At 73.8% G+C, this 14,436-nt stretch carries 11 protein-coding genes; 6 read left to right on the top strand and 5 right to left on the bottom strand.

Annotation, left to right across the window (positions count from 1 at the left end; genetic code table 11):
• Positions 1-384 precede the first annotated feature (384 nt).
• Positions 385-1,059, top strand: coding sequence for a TIGR03620 family F420-dependent LLM class oxidoreductase (locus H1226_RS18815; RefSeq protein WP_309148822.1), 675 nt, complete (start codon positions 385-387; stop codon positions 1,057-1,059).
• 139 nt (positions 1,060-1,198) lie between these two features.
• Here H1226_RS18815 and H1226_RS18810 read toward each other — a convergent pair whose 3' ends face one another.
• From H1226_RS18810 to H1226_RS18795, 4 genes are all read right to left on the bottom strand, one after another.
• Positions 1,199-2,050 carry an AIR synthase-related protein gene (locus H1226_RS18810; protein ID WP_258341893.1) on the bottom strand — a complete coding sequence of 284 codons (852 nt, stop codon included), beginning with the start codon at positions 2,048-2,050 and terminating at the stop codon, positions 1,199-1,201.
• A gap of 41 nt (positions 2,051-2,091) precedes the next feature.
• Positions 2,092-2,733, bottom strand: coding sequence for a DUF6084 family protein (locus tag H1226_RS18805; RefSeq protein ID WP_258341892.1), 642 nt, complete (start codon positions 2,731-2,733; stop codon positions 2,092-2,094).
• A 215-nt stretch (positions 2,734-2,948) separates the two neighbouring features.
• A complete protein-coding gene (locus tag H1226_RS18800) occupies positions 2,949-3,638 on the bottom strand; it encodes a response regulator (protein WP_258341891.1) in 690 nt (229 codons plus the stop codon).
• On the bottom strand, positions 3,635-5,206 hold the full coding sequence (locus tag H1226_RS18795) for a sensor histidine kinase (RefSeq protein ID WP_258341890.1): 1,572 nt from the start codon (positions 5,204-5,206) through the stop codon (positions 3,635-3,637). The genes H1226_RS18800 and H1226_RS18795 overlap by 4 nt, the downstream gene beginning before the upstream one ends.
• Positions 5,207-5,401: 195 nt before the next feature.
• On the opposite strand from H1226_RS18795, the gene H1226_RS18790 reads away from it, so the two are divergent.
• The 4 genes from H1226_RS18790 (at position 5,402) to H1226_RS18775 (ending at position 9,294) form a co-directional block, all read left to right on the top strand.
• On the top strand, positions 5,402-6,388 hold the full coding sequence (locus H1226_RS18790; protein ID WP_224978041.1) for a Bug family tripartite tricarboxylate transporter substrate binding protein: 987 nt from the start codon (positions 5,402-5,404) through the stop codon (positions 6,386-6,388).
• Positions 6,385-6,900: a tripartite tricarboxylate transporter TctB family protein gene (locus tag H1226_RS18785; RefSeq protein ID WP_224956499.1), complete on the top strand. Its 516-nt coding sequence runs from the start codon at positions 6,385-6,387 to the stop codon at positions 6,898-6,900. The genes H1226_RS18790 and H1226_RS18785 overlap by 4 nt, the downstream gene beginning before the upstream one ends.
• Positions 6,901-6,925: 25 nt before the next feature.
• A complete protein-coding gene (locus H1226_RS18780; RefSeq protein ID WP_258349453.1) occupies positions 6,926-8,434 on the top strand; it encodes a tripartite tricarboxylate transporter permease in 1,509 nt (502 codons plus the stop codon).
• A 110-nt stretch (positions 8,435-8,544) separates the two neighbouring features.
• On the top strand, positions 8,545-9,294 hold the full coding sequence (locus tag H1226_RS18775; RefSeq protein WP_224956498.1) for a MerR family transcriptional regulator: 750 nt from the start codon (positions 8,545-8,547) through the stop codon (positions 9,292-9,294).
• A gap of 142 nt (positions 9,295-9,436) precedes the next feature.
• On the opposite strand, the gene H1226_RS18770 is transcribed toward H1226_RS18775, so the two are convergent.
• Complete coding sequence (locus tag H1226_RS18770; RefSeq protein WP_373689963.1) at positions 9,437-11,815, bottom strand: Tex family protein; 2,379 nt, start codon at positions 11,813-11,815, stop codon at positions 9,437-9,439.
• 186 nt (positions 11,816-12,001) lie between these two features.
• On the opposite strand from H1226_RS18770, the gene H1226_RS18765 reads away from it, so the two are divergent.
• Entirely contained in the window at positions 12,002-14,320 is a 2,319-nt protein-coding gene (locus tag H1226_RS18765; RefSeq protein WP_258341888.1) for an ATP-binding protein, read from the top strand.
• The last annotated feature ends 116 nt before the right edge of the window (positions 14,321-14,436 follow it).

The following is a 14,436-nucleotide window of genomic DNA, read 5'->3' as shown; positions in this document are numbered from 1 at the left end:
AACGGTGGCGGACGGTGAGCGGAACACGACGCGCGCGACCTCCGCGCGCCGAGGAGGAGGACCGCCTGAACCCGACCGGAACGGGTGAGCATCGGGCTCGCCCGTTCCGGACGGGGAACAAGCGCACGCGACGGGTGGTTGGAGCGGGGGAACGCCGAGCTGGAGGAGGAGCACGATGGCCATCGCCGCAGGACGGGTCGGCTTGTGGACCGGGGCCCCGACGTGGGACCTGGAGAACGCGGAGCACCGGGAAGCCGTGGCCGAACTGGACGCGCTCGGGTACGGGACGCTGTGGCTCGGCATGGCCCCGGGTGACCTCCAGCTCGTGCAGGGGCTGCTGGAGCGGACCGAGAAGCTCGTCGTCGCCACCGGCATCACCAACATCTGGACCCACGAGGCCGCCGACATCGGCGCCGCCTACCAGCGCGTCGACCGCGCCGCCCCGGTCGTGCGCTCGTCGGGCTCGGCACCAGCCACGCCCCCATCGTCGAGCGGACCGGGCAGACCTACGCGAAGCCGTTCAGCAAGCTGCGCTCCTTCGTCGAGGAGCTCGACGCCGCGCCCGAACCGCTGCCCGTGCAGGCCCGGGTGCTGGCCGCGCTCGGTCCGAAGGCGCTGCGGCTCGCCGGGGAGCGGTCCGCCGGGGCGCACCCGTACCTCACGACCCCCGAGCACACCGCGTGGGCGCGCGAGGTCCTCGGCGACGGCCCGCTGCTCGCGCCCGAGCAGAAGGTGGTGCTCGAAACCGATCCGGCGAAGGCGCGCGAGATCGCCCGCACCGGGGCAGCGCCCTACCTGGCGCTGCCGAACTACCTGAACAACCTGCGCCGCCTCGGCTACACCGACGAGGACTTCGCCGACGGCGGCAGCGATCGCCTCATCGACGCCCTCGTGGCCTGGGGCGACCTCGACGCCATCGCCGCCCGGGTCCGCGCCCACCACGACGCCGGGGCCGACCACGTCGCCGTGCAGGTGCTCACCGGACGTTCGCCGCTGGACCGGGGGACGGTCCTGCCCCGGGAGCAGTGGCGCGAGCTGGCCCCGGCCCTCCTCGGCTGAGCCCCGCCGCCTCGTCAAGCCGCCGCCCCGCCGTCCCGTTGCCCCGCCGGGCCGCGCGGGACGGGGGCGCCCGCCGCGGACCCCGCCGGTCCGCGAGCAGCGGCTCGGCGCCCGCGCCGCCGGTCCGGAACCGAGGTGGTCAGGCGGCCGGTCCGGTCGCGGGGTCCGCGAGGCGGCCGATGCGGGCGGCGGCCGGGCCCTGGGGGTGCGCGCGCATGGCGGCGAGCGCCGCGGCGGCTTCGCGGGGGTCGACCACGACGAGGAGCCGACCCGCGCAGGCCGCGTGCAGCGGGTCGGTGCCCAGCAGCTCCGCCGCCCGGCGCACCTCCGGCCGCACCGGCACCGCGGCCCGCTCCAGCAGCACCCGCACGGCCGCGGCCCGCGCGATCTCGTCCAGCGCGGCGGCCAGCCCGCCGCCGGTCACGTCCCGCAGCACCCGCACGCCGGGGGCCGCCGCCAGCACCGCCGCGACCAGCCCGTGCAGCGGGGCGGTGTCCGAGACGACGCCCGCACCGAGCGCGACGCCGATCCCGTGGTCCCCGACCGGCCCGCTGATCAGCACCTCGTCCCCGGGCCGCGCACGGGCGGCGCCGAGCCGGTGCGACCCGGCCGTCGCGCCCACCCCCGTCGTGTCGATCGCGCAGCCGTGGACCCGTCCGCGCTCGACCACCGACGCCCCGCCGGCGGCGATCCGCACGCCCGCCGCTGCGGCCGCCGCCACCACGGCCCGCGCCACCCGCCGCAGCTCCGCGACCGGAAACCCCACCTCGACCGCGAACCGCGCCGACACCGAGCGGGGTGCGGCACCGGCGACCGCGAGCCCGTTCGCGGTGCCGTTGACCGCCAGGTCGCCGATGCTCCCGCCGGGGAAGAACAGCGGTGCGCAGGAGAACGAATCGGTGACCAGCACGGGCCCCCGGCACGGCGGCGCGGGCGGCGCACCGCCGAACTCCGCGCGCAGCACCGCCGCGGCGAGCGCCGGACCGGACACCACGGACCCCCGCCGGGGCAGAACGCGTTCACCGCGGCCGCTCACCGCTCCGGCCGCCCGAGCAGCTCGTCCAGCGTCGCACCGCGCTCCGGCCGCGGGCGGTGCTCGTCGAGGCGGGGCCGGGAGAGCCTGCGCCGCGGTGGCCCGGCGACCGCGGCGTGCCACAGCGCGGCGGGCAGCGCGAACGCGGCCACCGCGGACCGGGACAGCCGAGCGGCGTGCAGCGTCCCGCCCGCGCCGAGGTAGAACAGCGTCCCGCCGAACCGGAACTCCAACGGCACCTCCCCGTCCCGCACCGCGTGGAAGTACTGGGCGGCCACCGGATCCGCGGCGCACGCCACCGGCAGGGCGGCGCCGGTGCTGCCGAGGAACGGGCCGACGACGGTGCTCACCCGGCCCCACGGCAGCGCGCGCATCGTGGTGGACCACTGGTCGGGGGTGCCGAAGACCTCGGCCAGCCGGATCGCCTCCGCGGTGTCGTAGCGGCGCCGGGCCGGGACGATCCGCACCGCCGCGGAGAGGCTGATCGAGCGGACCCGGGCCTTCGGCGGCGCGTCCACGGCGAGCCGGAACCGCAGCGCGGGGCCCGATCCGGAACGGGCGGGTTCGGCGGCGACCACGGTGAACGCGGGTTCCGGGGCGGGCCCGGTGGTGCCGGGCAGGTCCTCGGACACCGCGGTCACGCCGCGCCCGCCTCGGTGAGCGTCATCCCCGCAACCTCCCAGCGCCTCGACCACGCCGCAGTCTCGGCCGCCGACCACCCACCCGCAACGCAGGCCCCGCCACCGGGCGAACCCCGACCGAGGCGGACCGGCGGCCTCGGGACCGCTCGGCGGCGGTCGCTGAGCGCCGGCCACCCGCACGCCGTCGGCCCCGCCGAGCAGGACGACGGTCCGGGTCAGAGCCAGCGGTAGCGGCGTTCCGGGCGGCCGGTGCCGCCGTAACGCAGCCGCACCTCGGCACGCCCGGTGTCCACGAAGTGCTCCAGGTACTTGCGCGCCGACACCCGGGACAGCTCGGCGAGCCCCGCGCACTCGGTCGCCGACAGGTCCTCGCCGCCGTCCGCCGCCTCGCGCAGCACCCGTTCCACGACCCCCGCCGTTTCGCTCGCCAGCCCCTTCGGCGGCACCACCGGCCGCGGTGGGACGCCGAAGAGCCGGTCCACGTCCTGCTGCGCGGCGGGGGCGTCCCCGGGCAGTTCGCTGAGCCGGTCGTGCAGCGCCCGGAAGTGCTCCAGCTGCTCGCGCAGCGCGTCGAAGCTGAACGGTTTGATCAGGTAGTGCAGCGCCCCGCCGCGCACCGCGCCGCGCACCGTGTCCAGGTCGTGCGCCGCGCTGATCACCAGCACGTCCGGTTCGGCCGACGGCCGCGCCCCGGTGCGCATCGAGCGCAGCACGCTCAGCCCGTCCACGTCCGGCAGGTAGATGTCCAGCAGCACCAGGTCGGGTCGCAGCCGCTCCACCGCGCGCAGCGCCTCCGCGCCGGAGTGCGCGACGCCGACGACCTCGAAGCCCGCCACCCGGTCCACGTAGCCGCTGTGGATCTTCGCGACCATGAAGTCGTCGTCGACGACCAGCACCGTGATCACCTGGTCACCTCCGCGTCCAGCGGCAGCCGTGCGGTGAACACGGCGCCGTGCTCGTTGCGGACCTGCACCGATCCGCCGCGGCGGCGGCAGATCCGCCGGGTCAGCGCCAGGCCGAGCCCGCGCTCGCCGTCCCGGGCCGCCTTCGTGCTGAAGCCGTGCCGGAAGACCTCCTCGACGATCTCCGGCGCCACTCCCGGGCCGGAGTCCCGCACGACCAGCGTCACCACGTCGCCCGCGTGCCGCAGGTCCACTTCGATCCGGTCGTCGCCGGAGGCGCCGTCCACCGCGTCCAGCGCGTTGTCCACCAGGTTGCCCAGCACCGTGGTGACGTCCGCGGACAGCTGCTCGTCGAGCTCGCCGAGCGCACTGCCCTCGCTCAGCCGCAGCCCCACCCCGCGTTCGGCGGCGAGGCTGGCCTTCGCGATCAGCAGCGCCGCGGTCGCCGGGTCGGCGATGCGGGAGGAGACCTCCGCCTGCCACTGGCCGCGGCTGTGGCTGATCCGGTCCACGAACCGCGCCAGTTCCTCGTGCTCGCCGAGTTCGAGCAGTCCGGAGATGGTGTGCAGCCGGTTGCTGAACTCGTGCGCCTGCGCCCGCAGCGTGTCGGTGGTGGTGCGGTGCGCGGCCAGTTCTTCCCGCAGGTCCACCAGTTCCGTCCGGTCCCGCATGGTGATCACGGCGCCGACCGTGGAGATCGGCATCCGGTTCAGCACCACCACGCGTCCGCGGCGCAGCACGATCTGGTCGACCCCGGAGGTGCGGCCGGTGAGCACGTCCCGCGCCCGGTCGTTGAGGTCGAGGGCGTCGATCCGGCTGCCCACGCAGTCCGCGGGCAGCGACAGCAGCTCGCGGGCCTGGTCGTTCACCAGCGTGATCCGGTCCTGCTGGTCCACGCCCAGCACGCCTTCCCGGATGCCGTGCAACATCGCCTCCCGGTGCTCCACCAACCGCGTGATCTCCTGCGGTTCCAGGCCGAGCGTCTGGTGCTTCACCCGCCGCGCCAGCAGGATCGAGCCGGCCACGGCCAGGAACGTCGCGAACGCCAGCAGCACCAGCGGATCGCCGGGCGCGCGGCGAATGCCCGCGAAGAAGTCGGGCGTCTCGCGCCCCGCCGCGACCACGCCGATGATGCGGGCGTCGTCGCCGATCACCGGCACGTGCGCCACCAGCGAGTCGACGCCGTCGGCGCCGCGCACGTCCCCGACCCAGGCCTGGCCGCGCAGCGCGGTGCTCGCGCCCATCGGCAGCGGTTGCCCGCGCTGCCCGGGATCCGGTGAGGTCAGCACCACGCCCCGGCCATCGGTGATGATCACCTGGTCGGCGCCGGAGAGGCTGCGCGCGCTCTCCGCGAAGATCGGCAGCGCGTCCCGGTTCACCGGGTCCTGCAGGCTCAGCCGCACCCCGCCGGTCGCGGCCAGGTCTTCGGCCACCGACAGCATCCGCCTGCCCTCGGTGGCCCGGAACGCGGCGTTGGACTGCGACACCGAGAACACCGCGACCGAGGCCAGCAGCACCAGGATGATCGCCAGCTGCCAGCCGAGGAGCTGGCGCGAAAGCGGTCCGCGCATCCTCCACCTCCCTCGCCGCGTCGCGTGGTCCGACCGACGCTAACCCGCTGACCTGCGTCGGCGGGTGGAAGGGTGGCTTCGGAACGGTGACACAACGAACACAACCACCGTTAGGTTCGCAAGGAGGACATCGCACACCCCGCCGTGCAGCATGATCCGGGTCACTTCCCACCACAACGGAGAGGCGGGATCCCCGTGCGCCTGCGCAGCGCGCTGTCCGTGGCCGCATCCCTGCTGCTCGTGCTGCTGGTGCCACCCCTGGTGAGCACCGGTTCCGGCGACGAGACCGAACAGCAGATCCGCGGCCTGCGGATGCTGGTGCCGAACTCGCCGGGCGGCGGCTACGACATCACCGCCCGCACCGCCGTGAAGGCGATGGAGGACGCGAAGCTCAACGGCAACGTCGAGGTGTTCAACCTGCCCGGCGCGGGCGGCACCGTCGGCCTCGGCCGCGTCGTCGGCGAACGGGGCAACGGCAAGCTCGCCATGTCCATGGGCCTCGGCGTCGTCGGCAGCGTCTACACCAACCACTCGCCGGTGTCCCTGCAGGACACGACTCCGGTCGCGAAGCTCGTCGAGGAACCCGAAGTGGTCGTCGTCGCGAAGGATTCGCCGTACCGGACGTTCGACCAGCTCGTCGCGGACTGGAAGCGCGATCCGGGGCAGACGCCCGTCGGCGGCGGTTCCTCGCCCGGCGGGCCCGACCACCTGGCGCCGATGCTCATCGCCAAGGCCATCGGGCTCAGCCCGAAGCAGGTCAACTACGTGCCGTTCGACGGCGGTGGCGAACTGCTGGCGTCGGTGCTCGGCGGCAAGGTCGACTTCGGCGTCTCCGGGATCGGCGAGTACCGCGACCAGGTCGAGGCCGGGGAGCTGCGGGTGCTCGCGGTGACCGGACCGGACCGGCTGCCCGGGGTGGACGCGCCGACGCTGCGCGAAGCCGGGCTGGACGTGCTGTTCACCAACTGGCGCGGCATCGTCGCCCCGCCCGAGCTGTCCGAAGTGGACCGGGCGAAGCTCGTCGGCCTGTTCACCCGGCTCAACGGGTCCCCGGAGTGGCAGGAGGCGATGCGCCGCAACGGCTGGACGCCCGCGTTCCAGCCCGGCCCGGAGTTCGGCCGCTTCCTGGAGCAGGAGAACGACCGCGTGGTCTCGGTGCTGGAGGAGTTGGGGCTGGCATGAACACCACCGGAACCTCCCGCAGGCAGTGGCTCAAGGACCACTCCGAACTCGGCATCTGCGTGCTGCTGGCCGCGCTCGGCGTCGTCGTGCTCGTGGACGCCGCCACCATCGCCACCGACTTCACCCAGCGCGGACCGATCGGCCCGAAGACGGTGCCGTTCCTCGTCGGCGGGCTGCTGCTCGTCGTGGCCGCCCTGCTCGCCCGCGACGTGCTCCGCGGCGGACGCGGCTCGGCCGAGGCGGGCGAGGACGTCGACCTGGACGCGCCCAGCGACTGGCGCACGGTGCTGCTGCTGACCGCGGCGTTCCTCGCGAACGCCGTGCTGATCAACATCATCGGATTCCCGCTGTCCGGGATGATCCTGTTCTGGGGCTCCGCGTACGCGCTGGGCAGCCGGAACCCGGTGCGCGACCCGCTGATCTCCGCGGTGCTCTCCGTCGCCACCTACGTCGTGTTCGACCAGCTGCTCGGTGTGCCCCTGCCCGGCGGACCGCTGATGGGGGTGCTGTGAAGTGGAATCCTCGTTCGACCTGCTGATGCAGGGGTTCGCGACCGCGCTGACCCCGATGAACCTGGTGTGGGCCGCGTTGGGCGTGCTGCTGGGCACCGCCATCGGCGTGCTGCCCGGCATCGGCCCGGCGATGGCCGTGGCGCTGCTGCTGCCCGTCACCTACGCGCTGGAACCGACCGGGGCGTTCATCATGTTCGCCGGCATCTACTTCGGCGGCATGTTCGGCGGTTCCACCACCTCCATCCTGCTGAACACGCCGGGGGAGAGCGCCGCCGTCGTCGCCGCCATGGAGGGCAACCCGATGGCCCGCAAGGGCCGCGGATCGCAAGCCCTGGCCGCCGCCGCCATCGGGCACTTCATCGGCGCCGTCATCGGCATCACGCTGCTCACCCTGCTGGCCCCGACGGTCGCCTCGGCGGCGGTGAACATCGGTGCGCCGGACTACCTGGCGGTGATGGTGCTCGCGTTCATCGCGGTCACCTCGGTGCTGGGCAACTCCCGGATCCGCGGGTTCGCCTCGCTGCTGATCGGTCTCACCATCGGGCTGATCGGCCTGGACGAGATGACCGGGCAGCAGCGGCTCACCTTCGGGCTGCTGTCGCTGGCCGACGGCATCGACGTGGTCATCGTCGCGGTCGGGCTGTTCGCCATCGGCGAGTCGCTGTGGGTGGCCGCGCACCTGCGCCACACCTCCGGCAAGCCGATCCCGGTGGGGCGGCCGTGGCTCGGCAAGGACGACCTGCGGCGCTCCTGGAAGCCGTGGCTGCGCGGTCCGCTGATCGGCTTCCCGTTCGGCGCGATCCCCGCCGGTGGCGCGGAAATCCCCACCTTCCTGTCCTACGTCACCGAGAAGCGGTTGTCCCGCAACCGGCACGAGTTCGGCAAGGGCGCCATCGAAGGCGTCGCCGGACCGGAGGCCACGGCCAGCGCCTCCGCCGCCGGGACCATGGTCTCGATGCTGACGCTGGGCCTGCCGACCACGGCGGTCGCGGCGGTCATGCTCGCCGCGTTCCAGCAGTACGGCATCCAGCCGGGACCGCTGCTGTTCCAACGCGAATCGGACCTGGTGTGGGCGCTGATCGCCAGCATGTTCATCGGCTCGGTGCTGCTACTGGTGCTGAACCTGCCGCTGGCACCGGTGTGGGCGAAGCTGCTGCAGATCCCGCGGCCCTACCTGTACGCGGGCATCCTGTTCTTCGCCAGCATCGGGGCGTACGCCGTCGGCGGGTCCTCGCTGGACCTGCTGGTGCTGTTCATCATCGGGCTCATCGGGTTCGCGATGCGCCGCTACGGGTTGCCGGTGCTGCCCGCGATCATCGCGGTGATCCTGGGGCCGACCGCCGAGCAGCAGATGCGGCGCGCGTTGCAGATCAGTGACGGTCAGGTCACCGGTCTGATCAACACCCCGTTCTCCATCGCGGTCTACGCCGTGGTCCTGCTGATCCTGGCGTGGCCGCTGCTGGCCCGCTTCCTGCCCCGCCGCCAGGTGGCTGAGCAGGGCGGCGAGCGGGAGGAGGAGCGGGCGGAGGTCTAGCGACCCCGGAACGACCTCCGCTCCCGGCGGAGGTCCGCGCCGCACCCCCGGCCGCGCGGACCTCCGTCACCCGCCCCCGAACGATCATCGGACGAACTACACTCCGGCGGGTGGCCGAATACCGGATCGACGACCTGGCCCGCGCCGCGGGCACCACGGTGCGCAACGTGCGGGTCTACCAGGACCGGGAGCTGCTGCCCGCGCCCCGCCGCGAAGGGCGGCTGGCGATCTACTCCGACGCGCACCTGGTCCGCCTCCGGATGATCATCAACATGCTGGGCCGCGGCTACGCGTTCGCGCAGATCCGCGAGATGCTCTCGGCGTGGGAATCGGGGCGCAGCCTCGCCGACGTGCTCGGCCTCGAAGAGGTCATGGGGGAGTCGTGGGCGGAGCAGTCGCCGCGCGTCTACTCGCTGTCGCAGCTGCGCGAGATGTTCCGCGGCCAGCTCAACCAGCAGAACATCCGCCGGGCCATCGAGCTGGGCCTGCTGGAGCGGTGGGGTGCCCGGTTCGTCGCGCCCAGCCCGCAGCTGCTCGACGCGGGCAGTGAACTGGTGCGGCTCGGAGTGCCGCTCGCCGAGGTCCTCGAACTCGCCGAGCAGCTGCAGTCCGATGTGGACCACGTCTCCGAGGCGCTGGTGTCGCTGGTGCGCACCCACGTCCTCGCCCCCGCGGACACCGCCTGGGACGACTCGGAGGTGCAGCGCTACACCGAGGTGGTGCGGCGGCTGCGGCCGCTGGCGATGTCCGCGCTGAACGCGGCGGCGGCCCGGTCCGCGGAACGCGTCATCCCCGACATCCTCGGCGACCGGCTCGTCGCCCTGCTGCGGGACGAGGAGGACCCCGGCGCCGCAGGGTGATCCGCCGTCCTCGCGGGGGCACGGCTGAGAACCCGCCGGTGGTCGGCCTGCGAACCCGGTCGGCGGCGCAGCGGTTCCGCCGCTGACGAGGGGACCGCGCGGCACTCCGGGGTGGAGCGCCGCGCGGTGCTCGCGAATCCGCTCAGCGGTTGTTGAAGCCGGCGCGGCGCAGCGCGTCCGCCATCGCCCCGCCCGCGGGAGCGGAGTCGCGCTTGCGCTGACCGCCGCCCTTGCCGCCACGGCCGTTCCCGCCGCCACCGCTACCGCCGCCACGGCCGTTCCCGCCGCCGCCACCGGGGCGACCGCCGCGGCGCTCGCCGGAGCTCTGGCCGCCGGAGCTCTGGCCGCGCTCGGCGCCGACCTCGTCGTCCAGCCGCAGCGTCAACGAGATCCGCTTCCGCGGGACGTCGACGTCGAGGACCTTCACCTTCACCACGTCGCCGGACTTCACCACGTCGTGCGGGTCGTTGACGAAGTTCTTCGACATCGCCGAGACGTGCACCAGGCCGTCTTGGTGGACCCCGACGTCCACGAACGCGCCGAACGCGGCCACGTTCGTCACGACGCCCTCCAGCCGCATCCCCGGCTGCAGGTCGCCGATCTTCTCCACGCCGTCGGCGAAGGTCGCCGTCTTGAACGTCGGCCGCGGGTCGCGCCCCGGCTTCTCCAGCTCGGAGAGGATGTCGGTGACCGTCGGCAACCCCACCGAGTCGTCGACGAAGTCGGCGGGCTTGATGCCGCGCAGCACCCGCTCGTTGCCGATCAGCGCGCCCAGCTCGGCGCCGGTCGACTCCAGGATGCGCCGCACCACCGGGTAGGACTCGGGGTGCACGCTGGAGGAGTCCAGCGGGTCGTCGCCGTCGGGGATGCGCAGGAAGCCCGCGCACTGCTCGAACGCCTTCGGCCCGAGCCGCGCCACGTCCTTGAGGCCCTTGCGGGAGCGGAACGGCCCGTTGCCGTCGCGGTGCGCCACAATGTTCTCGGCGAGTCCCTCGCCGATGCCGGACACGCGGGTCAGCAGCGGCACCGATGCGGTGTTCACGTCCACGCCCACCGCGTTCACGCAGTCCTCCACCACCGCGTCCAGCGAGCGGGACAGCTTCGTCTCGGTGATGTCGTGCTGGTACTGCCCGACGCCGATCGACTTCGGGTCGATCTTGACCAGCTCGGCCAGCGGGTCCTGCAACCGGCGCGCGATGGACACCGCGCCGCGCAGCGACACGTCCAGCTCCGGCAGCTCCCGGGACGCGTAGGCGGACGCCGAGTACACCGAGGCGCCGGCCTCGGACACCGAGATCTTCGTCAACCCCAGGTCCGGGTGCCGCTTGATCAGGTCGGCGGCGAGCCGGTCGGTCTCGCGGGAGGCGGTGCCGTTGCCGATGGCGATCAGGTCCACGCCGTGCGCCCGGGCCAGCTTCTCCAGCGAGGCCAGCGCCTGGTCCCAGCGCTGCTGCGGCTGGTGCGGGTAGATGGTGTCGGTGGCCACCAGCTTGCCGGTGCCGTCGACCACGGCGACCTTCACCCCGGTGCGGAAGCCCGGGTCCAGGCCCATCGTGGCGCGGGTGCCCGCCGGGGCGGCCAGCAGCAGGTCCCGCAGGTTCGCCGCGAACACCCGCACCGCCTCGTCCTCGGCGGCCTGCCGCAGCCGCAGCCGCAGGTCGATGCCCAGGTGGGTCAGGATGCGGGTGCGCCACGCCCAGCGGACCACCTCGCCGAGCCAGCGGTCGGCGGGCCTGCCCAGGTCGGAGATCTCGAAGCGCCGCGCGATCTCCCGCTCGTACGGGGTGGGGCCCTCCTGCTCGCTGCCGTCGTCGGGTTCCAGGCCGAGGTCCAGGACCTCTTCCTTCTCCCCGCGGAACAGCGCCAGGATGCGGTGCGAGGGCAGCTGCTCGAACGGCTCGTCGAACTCGAAGTAGTCGGCGAACTTCGCGCCCTCGTCCTGCTTGCCCTCGCGCACCCGCGACGTCACCCGGCCGTGGGTCCACATGCGTTCGCGCAGCTCGCCCACCAGGTCGGCGTCCTCGGAGAAGCGCTCCACGAGGATCGACCGGGCGCCCTCCAACGCCGCGCCCGCGTCGGCCACGCCCTTGTCGGCGTCGACGTACTCGGCGGCGCGGGCCTGCGGGTCCTGCTCGGGGTCCGACAGCAGCAGGTCGGCGAGCGGTTCGAGCCCGGCCTCCCGCGCGATCTGGCCCTTGGTGCGCCGCTTCGGCTTGTACGGCAGGTAGATGTCCTCCAGGCGGGCCTTCGAGTCGGCCGCGTTGATGCGGGCCTCCAGCTCGGCGTCGAGCTTGCCCTGCGAGCGGATCGACTCCAGCACCGTGCTGCGCCGCTCCTCCAGCTCGCGCAGGTAGCGCAGCCGCTCCTCCAGGGTGCGCAGCTGCGCGTCGTCGAGCCCGTCGGTGGCCTCCTTGCGGTACCGCGCGACGAACGGCACCGTGGCGCCGCCGTCGAGCAGGCCGACGGCGGCCTCGACCTGCCGCTCCCGCACGCCGAGCTCCTCGGCGATCCTCTGATGCACAGCCGTCGTCACGATGTCCCGACACCTCTCCTGATCTCCGCCCAGAACCGTCCGTGCATTCTGCCCGACGTCCCGATCAAGCCCGCCCGGTGCGCGCGTCGGCGTGTCGGCACGGCCCGTGGCCTGCGGTTCCGCACCCGGTGCGGTGGGCCGCGGGGGCATACGCTCGGCGCGGGAGGTGGGCACGTGGAAGCTGCGGACGTCACGCGTGGCTCCCGGGGCAGGCTGCCTCCCGAGACGACGAGCTTCATCGGCAGGCGCCGGGAGCTCGCCGAGGCTCGCAGGCAGATGTACTCGGGACGGCTGCTCACGCTCACCGGACCGGCCGGGGTCGGCAAGAGCAGGCTGGCGCTGCGCCTGGCGCGCAAGCTGCGCCGGGCCTACCCGGACGGGGTGGTGCTGGTCGGGCTCTCCGACGTGCAGGACCCGGCCCTGCTGCCGCAGACCGTCGCCGCCGCGCTCGGCGGCAGGCCGGGCCCCGGCAACCCCGCCGAGGGCCTGGTGTCCCGGCTCCGCGGCGAACGAATGCTGATCATCCTCGACGACTGCGACCACGTGCTCGGCGCGGCCGCCCGGCTGGCGCGCGAGCTGCTCACCGAGCACGAGCACGTGCACGTGCTGGCCACCAGCAGGCAGGCGCTGGGCGTGGCGGGGGAGCTGGTGCTGCCGGTGGCGCCGCTGTCGCTGCCCGCCGAGACCGACGCGCCCGACCGCGCCTACGGCGACGTGTTCGCCGACGCGGTCAGCCTGTTCACCGACCGGGCCGCCGCCGTCGTTCCCGGCTTTCGCCTCGACGAGGGGAACCGGGACGTGGTGGTGCGGATCTGCCGCAGGCTGGACGGGATGCCGCTGGCCATCGAACTCGCCGCCGCCCAGCTCGGCGAATCCACGCCCGAGGAGGTGCTGGACCGGCTCGACGACCGGTTCGCCCTGCTCACCAGCGGGGACCAGCCTTCCAGGGACGAGGCGCTGGAGGAGTCCATCGGCTGGAGCTTCGGGTTGTGCACCCCGGGCGAGCAGCTGCTGTGGGCGCGGTTGTCCTGCTTCGTCGGCGAGTGGGACGCGGCCGCCGTCCGAGAGGTGTGCTGCGACGAACGGCTCACCGCGGCCGACGTGGACGAGGCGCTGGACGTGCTGGTGTCCAAATCGGTGGTGGTGCGCGAGCACGACGAGATGGCGCGCACCGACTACTACCGCATGTTCGACAGCATCCGGGAGTTCGGCCTGTCCCGGCTGCACGACACCGGCGAGGAGGCCGCCGTCCGCGCCCGGCACGCCGTCTGCTTCCACCGGCTCGCCGACCGCTACAGCAACGAGGTGTTCGGGCCGCGCCAGCTTGAGTGGATCCACCACATGATCCACGTGCACCCGAACCTGCGGCTGGTCCTGGAACACGACCTCGCCGACCCGGAGCGGGCGCGGGTGGCGGCGGCGACCGCGGCGAAGCTGTGGTCGTTCTGGTTCTCCGGCAACGCGTTGCGGGAGGGGTACGAGTGGCTGCGGAGCTCGGTGGCGGCGGTGCCCGAGCTTGTCGCCGAACGCGCCGACTGCCTGTCCACGCTGGCGTTCCTCGCGCTGCACGTGGGCGACCTCGACGCGGCGGAGACCGCGCTGGCCGAGGCCGTCGAGATCACCGAGCGGATCGGGGACCGCGGGCTGCAGGCGAGGGTCGACGGCACCCGCGGCATGGCGGTGATGCTCCGCGGGCGGCTGGACGAGGCGGCCGGCTACCTGGAGCGCGCCGCGATCGGCAACACCGCCACCGGGAACCTGTTCGGCTACACCAACGCGATGATCCTGCTGGCCTGCCTCGGGTTCTACCGGCACGACCCGCGCGGCGCCGAATCGGCCGCCGAGTGCCTGCGGCTGTGCGAGACGTTCGGGGCGCCGTGGACCAAGAGCTACGTGCTGTGGGTGGTGTCCCTGCACCGCTGGCGCGGCGGCGACCCGCGGGAGGCGTCGCTGCTGATCCAGCAGGCGATCCGGTTGCAGCAGCTGGCCCACGACCTGGCCGGCCTCGGCGTGTACCTGGAGGTGCTGTCCTGGTGCGCCACCTCCACCGGCCAGCCGCGGCGGGCGGCGCGGCTGATGGGGGCCTCGGAGGCGCTGCGCAAGGCCAACGGCGGCGAGATGGGCGACTCGGTGTACTTCGACGACTACGACGCGGTGGCGATGGCGTGGGCGTGGCAGGTGCTCGGCGAGGAGGAGTTCCGGGCCGCCACCCGCGAGGGCGCCGGGTGGGAGCTGCCGGAGATGGTCGCCTACGCGCTCGGCGAAGGCGGCTCCCCGCCCGAGGTGCCGTTCGGCGCGGGGGTGGCCGAGCTGTCGCCGCGGGAGGTGGAGACGGCGGTGCTGCTCGCGGCCGGGATGACCGCGGCGGAGAACGCCGAGCGGCTCGGCGTCGAACCGCTGGCCGGGGAGGTGGAGGCCGAGCAGGTGCTGGAGCGGCTCGGTTTCGCCGACCGGGACGAGCTCGCCGGCTGGGTCCGGCGCCGCTCCGCGTAACGATCTGGTCGTCCGATAGGGTGATGGCGCGCCGGTCGATCGTGCGGTCCGGTGGCCCTCCGGAGCGGTTCGCCGAGTTCCCCCGGAAGTGAGCCACCTCTCCGGATCGCCCGGGA

It is taken from the genome of Saccharopolyspora gregorii (genome assembly GCF_024734405.1).
Lineage (GTDB): Bacteria > Actinomycetota > Actinomycetes > Mycobacteriales > Pseudonocardiaceae > Saccharopolyspora_C > Saccharopolyspora_C gregorii.
This window is presented reverse-complemented; position numbering and strand designations above follow the sequence as displayed.